The 22,628-nt window shown below is 45.5% G+C and carries 15 protein-coding genes and 1 pseudogene; 9 read left to right on the top strand and 7 right to left on the bottom strand.

Features of this window, described 5'->3' with window-relative positions; genetic code table 11:
• Positions 1-35 precede the first annotated feature (35 nt).
• The gene (gene mnmE, locus OSC7112_RS10440) at positions 36-1,421 is read left to right on the top strand and encodes a tRNA uridine-5-carboxymethylaminomethyl(34) synthesis GTPase MnmE (protein WP_015175867.1); all 1,386 of its coding nucleotides are present in this window, start codon (positions 36-38) and stop codon (positions 1,419-1,421) included.
• A gap of 351 nt (positions 1,422-1,772) precedes the next feature.
• Here the strand turns inward: mnmE and OSC7112_RS10435 are convergent, their stop codons facing one another.
• A complete protein-coding gene (locus OSC7112_RS10435; protein ID WP_015175866.1) occupies positions 1,773-3,311 on the bottom strand; it encodes a SagB/ThcOx family dehydrogenase in 1,539 nt (512 codons plus the stop codon).
• A gap of 227 nt (positions 3,312-3,538) precedes the next feature.
• Here OSC7112_RS10435 and OSC7112_RS10430 point away from each other — a divergent pair, with 227 nt between their 5' ends.
• The 5 genes from OSC7112_RS10430 to OSC7112_RS10410 all read left to right on the top strand — a co-directional run bounded on the left by OSC7112_RS10430 (position 3,539) and on the right by OSC7112_RS10410 (position 8,668).
• On the top strand, positions 3,539-4,060 hold the full coding sequence (locus OSC7112_RS10430; protein WP_015175865.1) for a pentapeptide repeat-containing protein: 522 nt from the start codon (positions 3,539-3,541) through the stop codon (positions 4,058-4,060).
• A gap of 181 nt (positions 4,061-4,241) precedes the next feature.
• Positions 4,242-4,574: a hypothetical protein gene (locus OSC7112_RS10425; protein ID WP_015175864.1), complete on the top strand. Its 333-nt coding sequence runs from the start codon at positions 4,242-4,244 to the stop codon at positions 4,572-4,574.
• Positions 4,575-4,607: 33 nt separating this feature from the next.
• Entirely contained in the window at positions 4,608-6,686 is a 2,079-nt protein-coding gene (locus tag OSC7112_RS10420; protein WP_015175863.1) for a dynamin family protein, read from the top strand.
• A gap of 14 nt (positions 6,687-6,700) precedes the next feature.
• A complete protein-coding gene (locus OSC7112_RS10415; protein WP_015175862.1) occupies positions 6,701-8,371 on the top strand; it encodes a dynamin family protein in 1,671 nt (556 codons plus the stop codon).
• Between the two features lie 54 nt (positions 8,372-8,425).
• On the top strand, positions 8,426-8,668 hold the full coding sequence (locus OSC7112_RS10410; protein WP_015175861.1) for a hypothetical protein: 243 nt from the start codon (positions 8,426-8,428) through the stop codon (positions 8,666-8,668).
• 6 nt (positions 8,669-8,674) lie between these two features.
• Here OSC7112_RS10410 and OSC7112_RS36955 read toward each other — a convergent pair whose 3' ends face one another.
• Complete coding sequence (locus OSC7112_RS36955; RefSeq protein ID WP_015175860.1) at positions 8,675-9,967, bottom strand: endonuclease/exonuclease/phosphatase family protein; 1,293 nt, start codon at positions 9,965-9,967, stop codon at positions 8,675-8,677.
• A 118-nt stretch (positions 9,968-10,085) separates the two neighbouring features.
• Positions 10,086-10,472: an SMU1112c/YaeR family gloxylase I-like metalloprotein gene (gene gloA2 / locus OSC7112_RS10395; RefSeq protein ID WP_015175859.1), complete on the bottom strand. Its 387-nt coding sequence runs from the start codon at positions 10,470-10,472 to the stop codon at positions 10,086-10,088.
• 384 nt (positions 10,473-10,856) lie between these two features.
• Between gloA2 and ilvC the strand changes: the two genes are divergently transcribed.
• Positions 10,857-11,855 (top strand): ketol-acid reductoisomerase, encoded by a 999-nt coding sequence (gene ilvC / locus OSC7112_RS10390; protein WP_015175858.1) that lies wholly within the window; start codon positions 10,857-10,859, stop codon positions 11,853-11,855.
• A gap of 517 nt (positions 11,856-12,372) precedes the next feature.
• The gene (locus OSC7112_RS10380; RefSeq protein ID WP_015175856.1) at positions 12,373-12,579 is read left to right on the top strand and encodes a hypothetical protein; all 207 of its coding nucleotides are present in this window, start codon (positions 12,373-12,375) and stop codon (positions 12,577-12,579) included.
• Between the two features lie 214 nt (positions 12,580-12,793).
• On the opposite strand, the gene OSC7112_RS10375 is transcribed toward OSC7112_RS10380, so the two are convergent.
• From OSC7112_RS10375 to OSC7112_RS10360, 4 genes and pseudogenes are all read right to left on the bottom strand, one after another.
• Entirely contained in the window at positions 12,794-14,452 is a 1,659-nt protein-coding gene (locus OSC7112_RS10375) for an alpha/beta hydrolase (protein ID WP_015175854.1), read from the bottom strand.
• Positions 14,453-15,382: 930 nt separating this feature from the next.
• Positions 15,383-17,084: pseudogene (locus OSC7112_RS10370) on the bottom strand (IS1634 family transposase).
• 240 nt (positions 17,085-17,324) lie between these two features.
• On the bottom strand, positions 17,325-19,328 hold the full coding sequence (locus OSC7112_RS10365) for a cation:proton antiporter domain-containing protein (protein WP_051041503.1): 2,004 nt from the start codon (positions 19,326-19,328) through the stop codon (positions 17,325-17,327).
• Between the two features lie 269 nt (positions 19,329-19,597).
• Positions 19,598-20,995 (bottom strand): amidase, encoded by a 1,398-nt coding sequence (locus OSC7112_RS10360; protein WP_015175852.1) that lies wholly within the window; start codon positions 20,993-20,995, stop codon positions 19,598-19,600.
• Positions 20,996-21,301: 306 nt separating this feature from the next.
• Between OSC7112_RS10360 and OSC7112_RS10355 the strand changes: the two genes are divergently transcribed.
• On the top strand, positions 21,302-22,570 hold the full coding sequence (locus OSC7112_RS10355; protein WP_015175851.1) for a type IV pilus twitching motility protein PilT: 1,269 nt from the start codon (positions 21,302-21,304) through the stop codon (positions 22,568-22,570).
• Positions 22,571-22,628: the final 58 nt, after the last annotated feature.

Below are 22,628 nucleotides of genomic sequence, written 5' to 3'. Positions count from 1 at the left end.
GATTGAGAGAAATTTTAAATGTGTGAACAACAAAAATGTCTGAATCATTAACAACAGGAGGAACGATCGCAGCGATCGCCACTGCCATAGTTCCCCAACAAGGCAGCGTCGGCATTGTGCGAGTTTCCGGTTCCGCAGCCTTAAAAATTGCCGAAACTCTGTTTTGCGCCCCAGGACGGCAAATTTGGGAGTCTCACCGCATTCTTTACGGCCACATCCGCCGCCCCCAAACTCAAGAATTAGTCGATGAAGCTTTGCTGCTAATCATGAAAGCACCGCGTTCTTTTACTCGCGAAGATGTGGTCGAATTTCACTGTCACGGCGGTATTATGGCCGTGCAGCAAGTCTTGCAGTTGTGTTTGGAAAATGGGGCGAGATTGGCCGGGCCGGGAGAGTTTTCGCTGCGGGCTTTTTTGAACGGAAGGCTCGATTTAACTCAAGCTGAAAGTATTGCAGATTTGGTGGGAGCAAAATCGCCCGCTGCTGCACAAAGTGCTTTGGCCGGTTTGCAAGGAAAATTAGCGCAGCCAATTCGCCAATTGAGAACAACTTGTTTGGACGTGCTGGCAGAAATTGAGGCAAGAATTGATTTTGAGGAAGATTTGCCGCCTTTAGATGAAGCTAAAACATCTTTGGAAATAAATCATGTTTTGGAGGCATTGTCAACAATTTTGGCAACCGCAGATCGCGGAGAATTGTTGAGAACTGGTTTAAAAGTAGCGATTGTCGGGCGGCCGAATGTGGGAAAATCGAGTTTGTTGAATGCGTGGAGTAAGAGCGATCGCGCGATCGTCACGGATTTGCCCGGTACGACGCGGGACGTGGTAGAATCCCAGCTAGTTGTGGGCGGAATTCCGGTGCAGGTGCTCGATACTGCGGGCATTCGAGAAACCGAAGACAAGGTAGAAAAAATTGGCGTTGAGCGATCGCGCGCCGCAGCAAAACAAGCCGATTTAGTGCTGTTGACAATTGATGCGGAATCTGGTTGGACGGAAGGCGATTCGGAAATTTACGAACAAGTAAAGCACCGCCAGCTAATTATAATTATCAACAAAATTGACTTAGTAAAAACCATCCCCGAACTACCTTTTTCCTCGGAAATTCACCCAATAGTTGCCGCAGCCGCCGCCCTCGATCGAGGCATAGAAGACTTAGAAACAGCAATCTTAGATGCCGTCAGCGGGGGAAATTTGCAAGCAGCAAACTCAGACTTAGCAATCAACCAGCGGCAAGCAGCGGCGTTAACCCGAGCTAAAATTTCTCTGGAACAGTGCACGGATACTATTAGCAATAAATTGCCTTTAGATTTCTGGACAATAGATTTGCGCGGGGCAATTCAAGCATTGGGGGAAGTTACGGGCGAAGAAGTGACAGAATCAGTGCTCGACCGAATATTTAGCAGGTTTTGCATTGGCAAATAGTAATAGGAAAAGAGTAAATTAAATAGGTAAGCTGTCTCGCATTTAAGTTGTATTTTTAGGGCGGGCGGGACACCCCACAAGAATTTCACTGTTTGTGGAACAGGCCGGAAAGCCTGTTCTTGAGAACGGTGTAATATCATGTCCGGTCAATTAACCATGATTCGCGGGACGCCCACCCCACAAAAGTTTCACTCTTTGTGGAACACAGAATTTCACTGTTTGTGGAACAGGCCAGAAAGCCTGTTCTTGAGAATAGTGTAAGATGTTAATTTCCTCAAACTTGACTGTAAAATTTAGATGCGCCTGGGCTTAGTGAAGCAATACTACTGACAAATAACAACTAACTCATTCTCACGATCGAGGTCTTCCCAGACTTGTAATATAAAGCACAGCTTCACCCGCGGGAATACCTAGAACGTCATTGACGCGATCGTCAAAAAAGCCCCCGATACCGCTGACACCCAAACGCAGTTGCATAGCTGCTAAATTCAACCGCTGGCCCAAATGACCCGCGTCCATGTGCAAATAGCGGTAAACTCGATCGCCATATTTTGCTACAGCCCTGTTCAAATCGGCCGTATGAAACAACAGCGCCCCCGCATCTCTGCCCAAGTCTTGCCCCAAACACAAAAAATGCAGTTCCCTGCGGAAATTTTTAAACCGAATTTGCCGCAATTCTTGAGCTTTCGGAGCGTAATAGTAACAGCCTTCTTCTAACCCATGCACTCCCGAAACGGCAATAAAAGTCTCGATCAAACTCAGATCGAAATAGTCTGGATAACCGTCTAATCCTTGGTCGATATAGTGCTGCGGCTGGTAAGTAAAATCCAGCATAGCTAGCAGTTCGCCCAAGCTCAAAGAAGCACCTGTATAAGCACGGGTCGAACGCCTTTTGAGCATAGTGTTTTCTAAAGTTTCCAGGTTTACTCCCCAAGGAATCGAAGGAGTGACCGTCGAAACTTTAGTACAAAATGGAAAGTTGTATTTATCCTCTAGTACCCCTTCACTTTCATCAAGTTTCCAGCCGTCAGATCCGGTAGGGTCTGATTCTAAATGCGTGGCTTTGTGGAGGTATTTTAACAGTTGACCTTCGGAAATTTTCGGGTAATCTGTCGTGGTGTTTCCGGGCAAAGCTGTTTTAAATTTAGGCAAGTTTTGGTCAATATCTAGCAAGTCGGCTAAAGCAACTACACAAATCGCTCCTTCTTGCTCCGAGTCAATGTAAAGTAATTCATTGACAGCTTCGTCGGCGAATCCTCCAATCAGGTGAGGTCGGTAATCGTTGACGGCGCAAGCTAACTCGATATTGCTCAATAAATGACCGGTGTCTAGAAAAATTCGCCGATAAGCTCTGTCTTCGTAACGCCAAGAAGAACGGAAAAAAACAGTGGTAATGGCGATCGCCAATTGGGTATTTTCTAGCGCTGGCGACTGGAAACAAGCTGCTTGCAATGCCGGCCAAACTTGACTGTCCCAAAAATGAACAAGTGAATGAGTTCTGCACTGATAGTTGTAGAGTCCGGCCGGCAACTGGGCAGTGCCACGGGAGATTAAATAAATCTCTGCTGGGTAGAGTCCACCCGCCGACGGTGCAGATCGCAAATACAGGTAGCTGTCGTCTACCGTCTGCACTTTCGCCGTCAACCCGTAGCTGCACAGCAACAAGCTAGATAACCGATGCCACCAAGCGGCATCGGGATCGGCATCGGCATCCTCCGAGAGGTCTTTTAGATAAGGCTTGAGGTCAAAATACGCTCCAATTTTATATTCTTTGAAAGGCACAGGTTGCTCTGTCCAATCTAGCTGTTTACTTTTAGCAGCAATGGTTTCAGGGTCGTATTTTGTCCGTTCGTGGTAGTGCTGAGCAATGGAGAGAGGATGTTCTGGCATATTTCAGTAGAGGATTCGCTTTGGTTTCTCGATCGATCTTGACATTACTAACCGCTTACTGGTCGAGCACGGCAGAAATTTACAAATATAAAAAAAATCTTAGAAAAAATGCGACTGTTGTTACACAAGCTTAACATAATAAGATACCTAAGTATAAATACGCAGAATAATAACCATTAATTACTGTTATGGATTGGCTGCAGTAGCTGTCGTCATGAGGAATGAAAATGCAAAAGCTAAGCGCTGAGGAATTGCTTGCTCAGTATGCTGAGGGCCAGCGAAACTTTAACGCCGTTGACTTAAGTGAAAATAACTTGTTTCAAGCAGAGTTGACAGAAATAAATCTTTCTGGTAGCGTTCTGAGGCGAGCTTATTTGCCCTACGGAAATTTGACTCAAGCCAATCTTTATAAAACTGATTTGCAAGATGCTGAATTGGGCGACATTCAACTTTATCAAGCTAACTTGTCGGAAGCAACTTTATCAAGAGCAAACTTATCAAGAGCAAATTTGCGTCACGCCAATTTGCAAGGTGCTAATTTGCAGAAAGCCAATTTGCAAGGTGCGGATTTGTACAATGCAGATTTGACGAATGCCGATTTGAGATATGCGGATTTGAGCCGAGCTAATTTGGAGAAAGCAAAGTTAAGCAAAGCTCAATTAGCGGGCTGCAACTTATTTCGATCGCGCTTGGTTGATTTGTCGGAAGCGGAGTGCGATCGCACTACCATCGGCCCCGAAGGATATTGATGATTTGCAGCGGCTAGTAAGCGGGCGTAGGGCGATCGGCTTAATTGGTCGAGCGCCATTTTAAAATTTCTTAACATTTCTCGACACGGGGGAAAATGTGAGTTACAGTCGTAGAGAACTTATCGCTCCACAACATTGACAATCAATAACACATTTTTCCGTGGGAAACAGGCTAAAATTTATGAATTCTCCTGACAACAAATCCCGAGAACTCCGGCGCAAAGAACAAGAACTGCGGAAGCGAGAACAAGAAATTCGGCTCCGCGAACTAGAAGCCGAAATTGACCGCTCAGTGCCAGAATATCTAACGAGCAAGTACCAAGAACCAGACAGCCAAGTTAACGGCAAACTCAAACAGTGGCGCCGAAAAATTATAGCAGCCGCTCAATTTACAGGCATTGTCATTGCTGTTATCGTTGCAGTTCGCATAGCATCTTGGCTGGCAGCCGCGCTGATAGTGGGAGGCATTGCTTGGATCGCTTACAAAATGTTTATTGAAGAAGACAGAATTTGAAAATCACAAGCAGGAAACTATCAGGAAACACCCATGAACCTTAAAGTAGAAACTAGCAACTTTCTCAACGATTTAGAGCGAGTAGCCGCCGTCCGCCGAGAAATTGCCGCTCGCCTCAGCAACATCGCGACAGCCATCAACCAATCAGAATTAGCAGGAGGAGAAGCATCGGGAAAACTCGGTTTAGAAACAGACAACGCCGACATTGATGTCGCCAGTAAAAACTTGCGCCAAGGAGTCTTTCGGCTGCTAGTGCTAGGCGACATGAAACGCGGTAAAAGCACTTTTCTCAATGCGTTAATCGGCGAAAACTTACTGCCCAGCGATGTCAATCCCTGTACAGCTTTGCTGACGATTTTGCGCTACGGTTCCGAAAAAAAAGTTACCGTTTATTTTAATGATGGCAAAAGCCCAAAACAGCTAGATTTTAAAAGTTTTAAACAGAATTACACAATTGACCCCGCTGAGGCAAAACGCTTAGAAGAAGAAAAGAAACCAGCATTTCCAGATATCGATTGCGCCGTAGTAGAATATCCCTTACCTTTGCTGGAAAAAGGCATAGAAATAGTAGACAGTCCCGGACTGAACGATACAGAAGCCCGCAATGAATTATCTCTCGGTTACATCAACAACTGCCACGCTATTTTGTTTGTACTCAGGGCAACTCAGCCTTGCACAATGGGTGAAAGACGCTATCTAGAAAATTACATCAAAAATCGCGGCTTGAGCATTTTCTTTCTGATTAATGCTTGGGATCAGGTGCGAGAAAGTTTGATTGACCCGGACGATCCTGAAGAATTAGCAGAAGCAGAAGGGAAACTGCGGCGGGTTTTTCAAGCTAATTTGGCTGAATATTGTTTAACAGAAGGACACGATATTTACGACGAGCGAGTGTTTGCAATTACCTCAATTAAGGCGCTCAGGTTGCGGATGAAAAACCCGGATGCGGACTTGGCAGGAACTGGTTTTCCCGAGTTTATGGCGGCACTGAATACGTTTTTGACCCAGGAAAGGGCGATTTCAGAATTGCGTCCGGCGAGGACTCTGGCGCGTCAAATTTCTGCTCGCGTCCGCGAAGCTGTTGGGCGCAGACTACCATTACTCGATCGCGATGTCAATGAGTTGAAGGAAAAAATTAATTCAGTTGAGCCGGAGTTTAAAAAGCTGACTCAGATTCGCGATGAATTTCAACAAGAAATTATCGAAGTTAGAGATAGTAAATCGCGGGCGATCGCAGATTCTTTCCGCACCTACGTTCTCAAATTAGAAAATACCTTTGAAACAGACTTTTTGCGGTATCAACCGGAACTGAGATTTCTGGATTTCTTCAGCCAAGGCAAGCGAGAAGCTTTTGAAGCATCGCTCAGACAAGCATTAGAACAGTACATCAACGACAAATTAGCAGCTTGGACTCTCACGGCAGAACAAGAGATGAATTCAGCCTTTTCGCAGCTATCGCAAAGTGCGGCAAATTACGGAGCATCTTACACGAAAGTGACTGAAAAAATTACCGAAAAACTAACGGGTCAAAAAATACCAGCAGTAGTCAGTAACTCGAACGAAGATAACTCGCCAGCTTGGGCAAAATGGGCGATGGGATTGTTCTCGTTAACGACCGGAAATCTGGCAGGCGTAGCAATGGCAGGAGCGGGTTTTGACTGGAAAAATATCCTGCTAAATTTAATTACTGTGTTAAGCGTTAGTACGATTCTTGCTAGTTTGACGGGGATTGTTTTAGGGCCGCTGTACTTGGCTTTGTTGGGGTTGGGTGTTGGGGTTTTGCAAGCAGACGGAGCTCGCAAAGAGTTGGTGAAAGCGGCGAAAAAAGAGCTAGTGAAATATCTGCCGCAGGTGGCTCAAGAGCAGTGGCAGCCGATTCACGATGCTGTGAAAGAGTGTTTTGATGTTTACGGGCGAGAAGTGGGCGATCGCATGAATGCTGATATTAATTCTCGGAAAGCTGAGTTAGATAATTTGCTCAAACAAAAGGAATCTCGCGAGATTAATTGTCAGGCTGAATCGCAGCGGTTGAAAAAATTGGAGGCTGATGTTTCTGCCGAGTCGCAGAGTATTGAATCGCTATATCAATGTTTCCTAGCATCCGCTAAATGAAATAAAACAACAATATGCAACGACCCGAAATTTATCAAGACCTGACCGACTATCTCAAATCAGCACTCGGTATTCTCGAACTTGACAAAAACTCCCAACTGTATCGAGATACCACCTCAATCTGCAACTATCTCGCCAAACCAACTTTTCAAATTGCTGTCTTTGGCCCGTTTAATTACGGCAAGTCAACTTTGCTCAATGCAATGCTGGGAAATCGTACTTTGCCGATCGACCTTGTGCCCACTACAGGTGCTGCCATTTATGTCAACTACGGCGAGGAATTGCACGCAAAAATTACCCTGAAAGACGGCACGGAAATTAGCGAACCGGGGACTGATGTTTTGAAACGCTACGCCATCCTTGACGACGCCAGACAAATGCGGGATGATGTGGCCGCCGTGAATGTTTACTGTCCCCATCCATTCCTGCAAACCGGTGTGGAATTGCTGGATTTGCCGGGAACCAATGACCGCGAAGAACAGGATAATTTGGTTCGCGATAAATTGCTAACGGCTGATTTAGTTGTGCAGGTTTTAGATGCTCGGAAATTGATGACTTTAGGCGAACGGGAGAACTTGAGAGATTGGTTGAGCGATCGCAACATCAACACTGTACTCTTTGTTGCCAATTTTCTCAATCTACTCGAACCAGACGAGCAAAAACAAGTTTACAATCGCTTGTTGTTTGTTGCCGAAAGTTTTCGCTCGAACTTGCCGAACAATATCAGCAATATCTACCGCGTCGATGCTTTGCCGGCTTTGAGGGCGAGGCTGAAAGGAGATGTGGCGGCCGCCCAAACTACAGGAATTGCCGCGTTTGAATCGGCTTTGCAAAGTATTGTGGCAGCTCAACAGGAACAACTAACAGTTAAGTTGCCCAGAATTGAAGCTATAGCTACTAAAATTGGCCACTCTCTCCGAGCTAAAGCTGAAACTGTCACCGCAGAAATAGCCGCAGCTCAAAAAAAGCACAAAGACAAAATTGAAATTCAACAAAAAGCTGAAAAACTGATATCAAAAGGCTTTCAAGCCAGCGTTTCCGATTTCGAGATTTGGCTTTACCAGCCGACACTTTTGCAGCGGTATCAATCGGAAATGGCGCTGTCGCTCCAGGAAGGAAGTTTTGATGCGTGGAAGCTAAAATTTCAGCGAGAGGTCTTACATCAGCAGCAAACCATCGCAGAATGGGTAAATAAAGCTTGCGAATTCTTTGAGAAAGAACAGCCGATCGCACTTTTGATTTCCTTTCCTCCATCCCCGCAAGTCACCTTGCCGGAACCGCCGCCACCTCCACCTCAAAAGTCGATCGACAGCGAAGTGGCTCCAGTGGCGATCGCCACCGGCTTAGGTTGGCTGTTGGGCGGGCCTGTGGGAGCCGCAGTAGTCGGCGGTGCTAGCTATATTTTGAATAAAAGAACTGGGAATGAAAAGCCGCCTGAATCGTCCGAAGCTTATCTAAATCAAGTAACGGAAATTTGCAGCGAGGCTGCTAAAAACTATCTCGCTCGCTTTAGCACCGATACTTTTTCCATGCTGCAACACTACAAGGAAATCGCTGGAAAAGTTATCTGTTTTCAAGACAGCAAAGAGCCATTAAATATGAATGTTCAACAGTACCAGTTACAGTTAATAAATAATTTAATCGAGAACTTAGAAGCAGAATTGGACCGAATAAAAGTCATATAATTTTATATTATATATTACTTTCATTGCACTGTCAAATCATCAAGAACAGGCAAGATGCCTGTTCCACAAAAATTCAGCTTTATTGTGGGAAGAACAGGCAAGATGCCTGTTCCACAAAAATTCAGCTTTATTGTGGGAAGAACAGGCAAGATGCCTGTTCCACAAAAATTCAGCTTTATTGTGGGAAGAACAGGCAAGATGCCTGTTCCACAAAAATTCAGTTTTATTGTGGAACGGGCATCTTGCCCGTTCCTAAAAATAATGAAATATCGGATTTCTAATCAGTCACTGCTTTAACTTCCTTCAAATCACCAAATCTGTAATTAACGGCAAATGATCCGAACCGACATTGCGGCCAGTACGCATCTTCAAAACACCAATTTCTTTGCTGACTAGAAAGTGATCGATCGGAATATAAGCCAGCGGCATAAAAGTCGGCCAAGTCGGTAAAATGCCAAAGCCCGATCGCGCATTTCGCAAATTTCCGGTTTTTACCATATTTTTGTAGAATGGCGACCACATTGTGGTATTTAAATCCCCAACCACAATCACGGGATTTTTTAGTTGGGCTGCATACTCGCCGATGGCTGCTAGCTGTTCGTTGCGATTGATAAAACTGTGCTGTTTGATCGGCACAGTGGGATGAGCAAGAATCAAAGAAATGATTTTACCTTGAAATTTAACATCCGCCGACAAGCTCTTTCTTTGATTTGAAAAAGCTTTAACCGAAGAATTTTCTAAAGGCAGCCTGCTGTATATTGCACTGCCAAATCTCTCAGATTCTTGCTGGGTAGAAGAGTAAGGAAAAATTTCGCTTAAAACCGATAACTCTTTTGCCCAAGATGAGTTGACTTCTACAAAAACGGCGATATCCGGTTGTTCTGCTTTAACCAGCGATATCACCTCAGAATATCGCCGATTACTCCTTAAAACATTTGAATGCAAAATCCGCAAGTTGTGTCCGGGCGTTGCTCCTGCAAATGCTGGCCCTGGAAAGTACCAAGGAACAATTTCCGCCAAATTAATGATAATGCAAAATGCGCTCACCAGCAGCCATATTTTTTTTGAGCGCACGAGAGCGAAGAATATAAAAGTAGAGAAACCAACCAGCAGATATTGTAGTTTAAAATGAGAACTCAATTCAAAAAAAATGTTAAATTCTCCCAAATAACCGACTATTGACAATACTGCATTTACAGTTGCTGCGATAATAAACCATTTTAAAATTACGTGCTTTAAGCTAAGGTTTTTGTTGGGGATGCTGTGCATCACCGCCCATTTGAGCTTGATTTTAAGGTCGTTGGTAATCAGCAATTTATCAATTTCTTTTACCAGTTGTTCTGGCTGTTCCAACTCTCGCCGCTTTTGATAAAATCTCACCAGCAAGCTATCTACCACAAAATAACTAAAATAATTGGCAACAAATCCTGCAAATACCAACACACCTAAACCGATCAGCATACCAAAGGAACCGCCGACTTTGACCAAACCCGACCAAACGGCTGCGTCACCTGTTTTACCTGTAGCTAATATGGCTAAAAATAGCATTAAAGCAGGCAATCCGAGCGTGATTGTGTTTCTGATGATATAGTCCATTATACAATTTTAGATTTTAGATTTTAGATTTTAGATTGGGAATGAATCATGCAGTTTTTAGGGCAATGCACACCCCACCTATTGACTTAAAAGCGATTTTACAAAATCGGGCTAGTCCTTAAATTTCATAAATTTCTAACGGTAAATTGTCGGGATCTCGGAAAAATGTAAATCGTTTTTCGGTAATCTCGTCAAGGCGAATTTTTTCTACTTCTACTTGTTGAGATTTTAAGTAAGCAACTGATGCTTCTATGTCTTCAACTGCAAAAGCTAAATGTCTCAAACCGCAAGCTTCAGGATTGTTAACTCTTTCAGGAGGATGGGGAAATGAGAAAAGCTCGATGGTGTCGCCGTTTCCGACTCGCAAATCTAATTTGTAAGAATTCCTCTCGGTTCGGAAAGTTTCTTTGATAATGGAACATCCCAATACTTCTACATAAAAATTTTTCGATGCTTCGTAATCCGAGCAAATAATCGCCACATGATGTATTGCCTTTATTTTCATATTACAAAAGTTAGTTATTTGCGTTTTTCTGAGATGTTGCACCATTCTCAATAAGCTTTTTATGAACAGGCTTTCAGACCTGTGAAGCGAAGAGTGAATTTTCTCGCTTCACAGGCCCGAAAGCCTGTTCTTGAGAATGGTGCCAGATGTGAGGTTTTTTCCAATGCACAGCACGCTATTGACAATTATATTTGACGATCGCAGACTCGGCGAGAAACCCTGCTAAATTCAGCGCGTGAAGCGGAGCTATCCCGAAGGGAATCGCCCTTTATTTTCCCCCGCCAAAATCTTAATCTCAAAATTTCTGTAAAAAAAGTACCCTACTTTGATAAAATGAGAGTTTTGCAGTCAATCCCCCAATTTGCATCTCAGGAGACAAGCACTATGGCCCGTATGTATTACGACACCGACGCGAACCTAGACCTCTTAGCCAACAAAACGATTGCTATCATCGGCTACGGTTCCCAAGGACACGCCCACGCCCTTAACCTCAAAGACAGTGGCATGAATGTCGTTGTCGGTTTGTATCCCGGTAGCAAATCTGCAGCCAAAGCAACCGACGCGGGTTTAACAGTTCACCCGGTAGACAAAGCAGCCGCCGCTGCTGACTTCATCATGATTTTATTGCCCGATGAAGTTCAAAAAACTATTTACAAAGAACAAATCGAACCGAACCTTTCAGAAGGAAATGTTTTAGCATTTGCTCACGGTTTTAACATTCACTTCGGCCAAGTTGTTCCCCCTGCCAATGTAGACGTAGTAATGGTTGCGCCCAAAGGCCCCGGACACTTGGTGCGCCGGACTTACGAACAAGGGGAAGGCGTTCCGAGTTTGTTTGCAGTATATCAAGATGCTTCCGGTCAAGCGCGCGATCGGGCAATGGCCTATGCTAAAGGAATCGGCGGCACCAGAGCCGGCATCCTGGAAACCACTTTCCGCGAAGAAACAGAAACTGATCTTTTTGGCGAACAAGTAGTTTTGTGCGGCGGTTTGAGCGCCTTAATTAAAGCTGGATTTGAAACTTTAGTTGACGCCGGATACCAACCGGAATTAGCTTATTTTGAATGTTTGCACGAAGTTAAACTTATCGTTGACTTAGTAGTAGAAGGAGGCCTCGCCAAAATGCGCGACAGCATCTCCAATACCGCAGAATACGGCGATTTAACTCGCGGCCCCCGCATCGTCACGGATCAAACCCGCGCCGAAATGCGCAAAATTCTCAGCGAAATTCAATCCGGTCAATTTGCCCGCGAATTCGTTCTGGAAAACCAAGCCGGCAAACCGGGCTTTACCTCCATGCGCCGTCAGGAAGCAGAACATCCTATTGAAGAAGTTGGTAAAGATTTGCGAGCTATGTTTAGCTGGTTGAAAAAGCAGGCTTAATCAATTTTAGATTTTAGATTTTAGATTTTAAATGGGAGTACAAATCTAAAACAGTCTGGACGCCTATCCTCTATCTGTAGGGTGTGCAATGCACACCTTACGGCTGGGAGGAAAATCTAAAATCTCAAGTTTAATCGATTTGAGATTGGAGGAAAAATCTCAAATGTACAATCTCAAATCCTCATGTTTGGTTGTGGTTCCCTTAACCCAACCTACAAGAAAATGGCTAGGTGTTATTAGAGAAACCGGGTTTCTCGCGGGTAGCTCAAAACTATCGACTGGGACTAGGACTTTTTTGCAATTTATCAATATCCTGTTGCCTTTTCTCGTTGAAATCTCTCGGTCTCAACCAATCTGGCCACAACCCGACGAAGAACTTTCGACTGGCCACGCTAGTATCTCTTACAGGTTTGGGCAGAAAAGTTAAAGTGTCACCGTAAAGGGTAAACAGGGCTGCAAACAGCAGCAACAGCGGGATAAGATTTTTTTTAGGCATCGCAGTTTGGGAGTAGAGTTTGTGGAAGCAGTTTGTTATATTTTGCCCTTGCACGGACAAAAAATATCAGTAACAGCTTTAGAAGAAAAATACACCCTTCGGGGCGAAGCAGCCGCGCAGAGAAAAGGAAAGGCTGCTAGTCACAATATGATTTCCCGTCGAACTACCACTACAAACACTTTTATTATAGGTGTTCCAGCGGACATCAGATTATTAGCTAATGACTAATAGCGGTAAGGTACGCACTTCGCACCCTACACAATTATCAGTCCTGGACGCAAAAACCCGGTCTCTGCACGTAATTTGGTCACATACGCTCGCTCGCGACAAGGAGAAACCGGGTTTTTTAGGGAAGCGTGCGCCCAGGAATGATTATGTTCTAGGTCGAGAACTGTACAAGATACTATGTTTTTTTAGCGCTTACCTACTTAATGAGTAATGACTACTTATTCCGTTGAATAAAAGTTTGCACTATTGCATTAGTTTCCGGGGAAATTTCTGTTACCAGCCGCACCGGGATTGCCAATGTTGAAGCAAATTGCGCGTATTCTGGCGTAAGAAAAACAGCATATTTGTCAGCTTCGGCAGTTAGTTGAGCGGCCGCGGCCAAAGTTACAGCTTTAATATAATTGCGTATGCTAACAGCTTGGTCGCCCACAACTTCATCGCCGCTAATTACTGTGTTCGGCCTGCGAACTTGGTCTAAAGTTGTACTGGGATCTTTGACGCTTAAGTGGGTGCCTCCTACAAAACCGACTAGCCATTTGGGAGATGGAATCTTTGGGAATCCGGCAATTTGTTCTGCTAAGGCGGGAGTGGTTTTGTCCGCAGAAGATGCTACTATTAATGTGGGAATTTGAATGGAACTCAAACCCGTTTCTCCAAATAGTAATGATGCGATCGGATTCATGGCGATCGCCCTTTTAATCCTCGCATCTCGCAATTGATACCGTTCTTCCGGCAATCCGGCCGCCGCGCACTGAATGCCTTCGCCCAAGCTGAACCCAATCAAATCCCCCTGACACCTTTGTTTGAGTCGGCTCAATTGCAGTTCGGCGCCCGCCAAGGACAAGGCTGTAGCGCCGCCAAAGGAATAACCAACGATCACCGATCGGTCGATCGCGATTTTCCCCTGCAAATTATCATCAGTTTGGTTCAATTTTGTCAGTTCGTCGAGTACAAAACTGATGTCTTTGGGACGGTCTAAAAACTCTTGAGGAGCTAGCAAGGGAGACTTACCCGCGATCGCAGCATTAGTATTCGTTTCATTGCTTCCCGGATGTTCTAAAGCTGCTACCACATAGCCGTGAGACGCCAAATGCTCGGCTAAGTAGCGCAAATCCGTGCGGACAGAACCCAACCCGTGAGAAAAGACGATCGTCGGTTTGTCGGCTGTCGCAGCTTTCGACCAATACACGTCAACTGGAATGCGCCGATTGCGGGCGCTATCGTTCAAATCTAGTGCGAGTACCCGGATGGAATTAGGGCCTGCTTGGGTTGGATCGAAAGGCAGGTTAAACGCGGGTTTAACCGCTGCTAACTGAGGCGCGATCGCCGCCATAAAGCGCTGAGTTTGCCAAAAACTTGCGTTCATATTTCCCAAAACTGCGAAAGCTCGATCGAGATCCACCACCACCGGCGAACTCGGATAAGATTCAAGGAAACTCAATACCGATAAGCCTTCCGGCGCGTTCGCTCCCTGCACCAAAGCCGCTCGCAGCGCTTCCACACCCGCACCGTCGCGCCTGGGTATGACAGTAGTCAAATCCGTCAGGATGGCAGTGCCGATGCCAGTATTTAGCAAGTTGCTCAGGCCGACTACATTTAGGGGAATTTTCGCTTGCAGCGCCCGAAAGATTTTACTGCGCTGTTCGTCAGACAGGAGATTGGCATAAGCTTGCAGTTTGGCGGGGACTTTTCCTGTTTCTGCGAGTTCGCGCAAATCCGCAACCGATATTGACGATTCTAAAATACCTTTGCGGACAACAACCGTTTGTGCAGCTTTTACAGAGGATGTCGCGCCGCTGAAAGGATTAATCGAAATCGAACCCAAAACACTCGCCACTGAAGAAAACCATCTGAAATTTGGTCTGATGCTCATTTTTACCTTATTGAACTATGAGGGGGTAGATCACCATATTCTCAAAATTCTCCCAGATACCGAGATATTGTCCTAGATGCCGAGAAATTGCCTCCATCGGAGTGCGATCGGCAAGGCCTCTACGCATATTTACTTGCCGATCGCACATTCCGTACCTAAGTACACTTCTTGTGCGGGTGCTAATGATGATGAGTTGAAGGATTTTTTAATCTGCAGGTCAACAAATACAAACTTCGCGAGTGAAAAGAGCGATCTAGTGTATTTCCCAACCCCGCCAAAGAGCAGAAATTTAGCTAGCCATTCTGTTGGATTAGGATTAAATATAAGACTTACACAATTGTCACAAATAGGGCTTAAATTTTAGGTATGTAGTTGGGCTTGTCCGCTCTTAAGCTGTCGCGCATTTAAATTGTATATTCTCTGCGGGCTGGACACCTCACAAAACTTGATTTTTTTTAGACATACAATTTAAATGCCGCCACAGCTTAGTTAGAAAAGAAAGAGCGAGTCGAGCGCAAAGACATACCTTTGTTTAAGGTGCCAGTTGGCTTTATTCCTAAAATATTAACCGCAGATGAATGCAGATTCATAACATCATCGGCGGTTAAAATCTTCCTCAACCCACATTCCGCACCCTCAACTGGCACACACGCAGTTGGGGTGCTCCGTCCGAGTCTCTCGTCCGAGATAATAATCAAAAATACCCGCGACCTGTTGGGTCACAATCGCATCGACCTGTTGGGGCAAGTTGAAAATTAACTGCTTTCGGGCAAATCCTAGATTCTCGATATCTAACAACACCTTCATCCGTCATAATTAACTATTAATCGACAGCAGATATTTCCAGCAGCCTGATAATTACACATCACTACTGAATCAAATATTTATGAAATTTCTGTCAGTTTTGCTCATCAAACAAACTGCTCGATCTCAGATTAATAAATAATAAGACTTACAGGAGAGCGGCAGCAAGTTCAATATAGCCATTCGCTCGGCTGTTAAATTAGAAATTTGTTGAATCCCTTGTAGGCTCACCAGATGAATTGATTGAAATATCTGGCAAATCCAACGGAGCGTCGGTCGATTAGTTTGTTTGCCCAACTGATTTTTCAATTGGGAATTAGTGCGTTGCAAACTGTGACGCAGTAACCTTTGACCTAAAGTATAGACTAACAAACACAAACCCATTACCAATGCCAAAGCTTCGATTCTTTCCGGCGACTTGAGAAATACACTGTCCGTAAAAAAACAGCGGATCTTTCAAGAACCCAAACCCTCTTTCTGCTGACTGCTGTTCTTTGTATTTCACAATCATATCGTCAGGCTCTAATTGCTGAGTTTCCAGCACATTAGTGGCGAGAATAAACCTGCCACAGGCTTTGGTTTCTTTGGCGATCGCACCTGTATCTGGTTCCAGTTTTGCTTGAACTTTAAATCTCTGTTTCGAGCTGGATTTCTCGCGAGCATTTGGATCGTTAGTATTAGTCTTTACTGTAATTTCTTTGCTACTAACTTGGGTGATATTGTAAAATTTTAGTTGTTTGGATAAGCGATGAGCTGCGGCGGCAGCGTCGGCGGCACAAGCAAATTCAATTTTTGAGAGTTCTTGCAGTTTATTCTCAGCTTCAGCCTGGGCTTTTTTGAGTTTTTTTTCGAGTTTTTGTCGGTCTGAATCGCGTCGCAAACTGCTCTCTACTACTAGCCATCTTTGTTCAATTCCACCATAATTACTTTTGTGTTCTGACCAGCTATATCCACTCACAGAACTGGGGGTAAATTCTGCTTCATTTAACTGAGATACCAGTTGCTGCGCTTGCTTGATACTCAACGGTACGCGGGTTAACCATCTTAAATTGGTTAACATTTCTAAGTTAGGAGCTGAATATAATGCACTATCTGCAACCATTAAACTGTCAAGGTTTAACTGTTGTTTAAACTCCTGACAAATTGATGCGAATATGGCTCGATCTGATTCATTTCCCGAACCCACCCGTAAAAATAGCGGTACATCTCCATCGCTACTACAAATTAAATCTAAAATGAATTGTTTTAAGTCGGGTCTGCGATCGCGGGAGTAGCCGTAGGTAATCTTAATTGGCACGGCAGATGACACGGGTTTAGTTGACTCGCTATCTTCGCTATCTTCGCTATCTAGCGCCGTTTCTGGCTCGATAACAGATACAGATGGTAGCTCGGATTCGTATTTGCCATGCAGGTGAAAGGAAGTTGAATCTAAATGGGATGTCTCTGTATCGAGCTCAAATTTTTGAGCTGCTGAAGCGGCAATAGTTGTAAATATTTGGCTGCTGCCTGCTAAATATAGCTTGTCTAATACTCTACCTAAACGGTATTCATTCAGGTGTGATGCTTGAATACCTTCACCCATTAAATGTTCGAGCGCTTTGCCTTCAAAAAATTTAGGAAATAAGTATAATGGAGCGGAAACAAGCCCTAACCCATTGATAATCATTGCTTTGACTGCTAGACCTGGACTGACAATCTCACCCGGTTGTTCCCCTACTAACTCATTGATTTTTTGGACAATTTCTATTTCATCAACTAGACCTGCTATTAAACCAAGATGGTCGAGGTTAGAGACGGCGAGTTCAGTTGCTTGATGCACGGGTTTCATTCGATCGAGCGAATTGTTTGCTACTTGAGTTTAGACTATTTTTATCCTCCGCGTCGCACGGGGGATAATTGGTTTTTGTTGTTAATTTACACGCTCGTACATTTTCCAACTGAATCGATCGCTTGCTCGATCACCTGACACGGCAGGCGAGAGTATTTCTACTCATCTAGAGCCGACTGATCGACTCGGACGGGGCACCCCAACTGCGTGTGTGCCAGTTGAGGGTGCGGAATGTGGGCCTCAAGATACAGGAAAATAAACAACAAGCATCGAAATATTTTGGTGAGTCCTGGCGATCGCTTCCGGTTCCTTGAGAGTTCCCGGTTTTTCCCACAAATTTTGTTGCTGAGAAATTGTTGTTAAAATCAGCAAATCGTGTTCTAACAAATTCTGGGAAACTAGCTTGATAAAATTTCCCCGCACCCGATTTACTGGTATCTCAGAAAGAATTTCCACCTCCGCCGCACTTTTGTTGCTTTGTTCCCGTTTTGTCGCCACCAACAACACTTGCAAACTCGCCTTGAGTTCCTCGGCTAAACTCTTAGCAATATCCACGGTTTCCTGAAATCCAAACTGCGTCAACTCGCCCTCAGTTACTGCCACAATAACTCTGGCTGTATTCTGGAGAGGATTGGGAAATCGAGCAATCAGTACGGGTACGGGCGATCGCCTTACCACATTGTCAATGATGCTGCCAAAAAAATTGTCGCGAGTCGTGGAAAATCCCTTCCAACCGCAAACTATTAAACTAGCCTCGCGTTCGGTTGCACTCCGCAGGATTCCGCGATCGATCGCATCATCTATCCTCGCGATCGGTTCAACCGCACAAGCAGCCGCATGGGCGACAGTTTCCGCAGCCGTCAAAAGTTGAGTTTGCTGCATTTTATCTGCGGGCGAAATTGCTTCGCCGCGATCGGACAAAATATGCAGCGGCAGCAAAGTTCCCTGAGATGTTTTTGCTAAAATCAAAGCCAAACGCAGCAAATTATCTTCCGTATTCGGATTGGCAACAGGCACTAAAACTCGCTCTCCCCCTAAATGCTTTCTCGAAGTAGCAGCCGGCAAACTCGACCCCGGCTGCTGCATTTCTTGACCCCACCGAGATACAATCCAAGGAGAAGCCACACAAGTTACTAAAATCATGGCAATGATGCCGTTCACCGTTACGCGATCGACCAATTTAATGTCAAAAGCAACCGTAATCGCCGCCAAAGTAGAAGCAGCTTGAGCAACAGAAAGACCGAACATTACCATAATGCTGGGAAACTCAAAACGAAATAATTTCCCCGGTAGCCAAGCTGCCAAAAACTTGCTCACCACCTCAGCTAAAATCATCACCGCCGCCACCAACAAAGACTGCGGCTGCTTTACCAAAATTAGCGGGTCAATTAACATCCCCACAGAAATCAGAAAAAACGGCACAAACAGCGTATTGCCAATAAACTCAATTCGATTCATCAGGGGACTCATTTTGGGAATCAGTTGAGTAATGGCAATTCCCGATAAAAATGCACCAATAATTGCCTCGATTTCAATTATTTCTGCTGCATAAGAAACTAGAAACAGGGTGGCCAATACAAATATAAATTCGGCATTTTCGTCGTGTCCGAATTTCTTAAAAAACCAGCGACCGATTTTGGGAACCCCCCACAAAGTAGCAAAAGTGTAGATAGCAAGAGATGGAATGAGAAACAGCCAAAATTCGAGAGTGAGATTTCCTTTGTAAGCTTTGACAACAATTGCCAGCACCAACAGTCCCAACACATTCGTAATTAAAGTCCCGCCCAAAGTTGCAGTAACAGTCTGAGTTCGCATCAAGCCCAATTTTGTGAGAATTGGCAGCGCTAAAAGCGTGTGCGTAGCGAAACAAGAAGCGACTAAAATTGCAGCCAGCCAGCTATACCCCAACAGCAGCATCGCTCCCGTCCCCAATATCATCGGCAGCGAAAAAGTAGCCAGCCCAAATACAACAGCTTTGTCCGCATTGAGTTTTAGGTCGTCGAGGCTAGTTTCCAGTCCCGCTAGGAACATCAAAAACAGCAATCCTACAGTACCTAACAAAACAATAGTAGCGTCCCGTTGCAGCAAATTGAGACCGTTGGGCCCGACAATTACGCCAGCAATAATTAAACCGACTATTCCCGGTAGTCGCAAGCGCTCAAATACCAGCGGCGCGATTAGCATGATTGCTAAAAGAACTAGAAAAACGGGAACGGGAGCGGTAATCGGGCCGGAAGTTAACATGAATTTCACCATAAATATTGGCAGCGAACTGCTATTATTTTTAAAATAAAATAATCAAAATATCTATCAATCTAAAGAGGTATTCTCAATTAATTACAGCGTAATTGGTAATAAGTAGGACTGGGCGGTAGCAACTCGGTTTATTGGTAAAATATGGGTTGAATGACTAGAAATTTCTGCAAAAAACCGGATTTCTAGTTCCCCGCGCACAAGTCCTGATTTGACATACCCCTAAAAAAGGAAGACGTGCTTTTATCCCTTGCTCTTCCCTATTTAAAATCTAAAACCGGGAAAGGTTTCGCCGCTTCCATCTGCGCCGCTAAAGCAATTAAACTTGCTTCCGCAGCCGGTCGCCCGATAATTTGAATTCCCACGGGCAAACCGTTGTTATCTAAAATAGCAGGCAGTGCGATCGCAGGCAAGCCGCTAGCATTAAACGGCGGACAAGGAGCAATCCAATTAACGATCCGCTGCAAAGTTTCTTCAAAACTCAAATCCGCCCACTCCCCAACCCGGATTGGCGAGTGCATATAAGTGGGCAAAACTAACACATCAAATTTTTCAAAGAATCCTACAATCCGCCGTGAAATCACCTGCATTTGATTTACCGCCCGCAAATATTCCCCAGCCGAAATAGTTCTTTCTAACAGCCAGCGATTCATCGGTTCCAAAGCAGGGCCTGGAATGCCGCTTGCAGCCGCCCCCGACTGCCAAATTGCGATAAACGGTTCGATTAAACCCGTAAAATCCGGGCATCCAGGTTCGACATCATGACCCAAATCTGTCAATAATTTTACTGTTTCGAGTACCGCTTGCTGACAGGTAGCCGAAGCCTCGCCCACAGGGGAAATAGTCGTAGAAAACGCAATTCGCAGTTTGCCCGACTCTTGACGGGAAGCCTCTAAAAACGTCGGATTTGAATCTGGTAGCCAGTACGGATCGCCTGTTGTGTAGCCTGACATCACGTCCAAAAGTGCGGCGGCGTCAGCTACAGTCCGCGCCAAGGGGCCGTTTGCCGAAATGCCGCTGAGGTAATCTCCGACAGGTGCCCAGGAAACTCGCCCCCGCGACGGTTTAATGCCCACTAAACCGCAGCAGGAAGCTGGGCCTCGAATCGAACCGCCGCCGTCTGAACCTTGGGCGATCGCGCACAAACCCGCTGCTACAGCGGCCGCTGAGCCTCCGCTGGAACCTCCGGGCGTATAGTCTAAATTCCAGGGATTGCGGGCTGGCGGGAAACCTTCTGGTTCGGTGTAAGGTAATGAGCCAATTTGAGAGGTGGCTGTTTTGCCCAGAATGTTAAATCCCGCTGCTTTGATCCGCCATACTACTGACTCGTCGTAGGCAGAGATGTTACCCAGCAAAGCCTGAGTGCCGTAAGTACAGGGAAGGCCGGTAACTGGTGTCAAGTCTTTAATGGCGATCGGCACTCCGAAAAAAGGTGGCAATTCCTGTGGCTTGTTTAAGCCAGCTAGTTTTTCGGTTTGAGATTTAGCCAGGGCGATCGCCCGCTCGGCCGTTACAGTAAAATAACTGCCAAGCTCGGGGTTTAATCGCTCGATCCGTTCCAAGTAGAGATTGACAATTTCTAAAGGCGACACTTCCAGGGTGCGGATCGACTCCGCCAACTCCAAAGCTGGAGTAAAAGCCCGATCGACAAAATTCATCCGTTTAAGTCCTTAATCTTTGGCTAAAGTAGCAATTTATACTGCTTGCTTGCGGAAAACTCTTTTCCTTAAAAAAAATTATACAAAAATGTGGAGAATCCATATTAGGGGGTATATCGAGAGCGATCGCATCCTCCAATTGGCAGAATATTTCCTTAGTATTGCAGCACTACGACCCCCTCTTAGGATAGACTTAGTACAACAGTTAAGCTATTGTGCAAGAGGCGCACAATAGCGATCGGCATTGTTCAACTCCCACAAATCATCTGTTCGAGTCAGCCTTCTCACCAACTTAAGGTAGCGCATATGACACAACAGCATCCGCCAGCTCCTCGCCCGCCCGTACCCGGAGCCCCCCCACCGCCAGGAATGCCCCGCCCTCCAGCTCCCGGAATGCCCCCCAGAGCAGCAGGAATGCCACCAGCACCGCCCCCGGCACCAGCACCAGCAGCGCCACCGGCACCAGCGCCACAATCCTTCGCCACACCTAAAGGCCCGAGCACTAGCAGCGGCGGGGCTCCCACTTTGAAAGAGCTAGTCCTCCGAGCCAAAGATGAAGGAGTATCCGACCTTCACCTCGGAGTAAACGAAGTTCCCCGCTTCCGCACCCGTGGCGAGATTGCCGACATCGGCTATCCACCGACGGATTTAGATACGTTTTTTGGCTGGCTGCGCGAGTGCATGAGCGATGAAGAAATTGAAATTTTCCAAAAAACCCTAGACTTTGACGGCGCTTTCGACTTCGGGTTCGTCCGGATTCGGATCAGTTGCATGGACTCCTTGGCCGGGCCGGCAATGGTGCTGCGGCTAATTCCTTCCAAAATAATGACACTGGAGGAATTGAAACTGCCGGAGGTCTTTAAGAAAATATGCGGCTACCACAAAGGGCTGATTTTGGTGACTGGCCCGACAGGTTCGGGTAAGTCTACCACCTTGGCTGCCATGATCGACTACATCAATAAGCATAAAGCCTACAATATCATCACGATCGAAGACCCGGTAGAATTCGTACACGAAAGCAAAAAATCCTTGATCAAGCACCGGGAAGTCGGCAGGCACACCCTCAAGTTTATGAACGCTCTCAAAGGCGCTCTGCGGCAAGACCCGGACATGATGCTAGTAGGAGAAATTCGGGACAGAGAGACGGTGGAAATTGCCCTCAAAGCCTCTCAAACCGGTCACTTAGTTGCAGGAACCCTGCACACCAACAGTGCGATTAAAACCCTGAACCGGATTCTTGATATGTTCGGGCCCGAAGAACAGGAAGCCATACGGGTTTCCATTTCCGAATCCCTAGTGGCGATTATTGCTCAACTGCTGTGCAAAACCACAGACGGGAAGCGGGCTGCTTTCCACGACGTTTTGATCAATACCGACGTGGTTAAGGAATACATTCTGAAGGGCCAGAATGAGGAAATCAATCAAATTATGATCAAAGATACTTATGAAGGCATGACGACGATGAATAAGTCGCTCTACGGTCTTTATCAAGAAGGTCGGATTACTGAAGAACTTTGTGTAGAGAACTCGCCGTTCCCGAACGAAATGGCTCAGATGCTCCGAGGTCGAGTTTAAAGGTCGAGTGTTAACAGTTAGCAGTTAAAAGTTAACTGTTAACTGTTAACTTTTATTG

Origin of the sequence: Oscillatoria nigro-viridis PCC 7112, from assembly GCF_000317475.1 — a bacterium.
Taxonomy (GTDB): Bacteria; Cyanobacteriota; Cyanobacteriia; order Cyanobacteriales; family Microcoleaceae; genus Microcoleus; species Microcoleus nigroviridis.
Note: the sequence above shows the minus strand (reverse complement) of the source record. Positions and strands in the feature narration are given on the sequence as shown.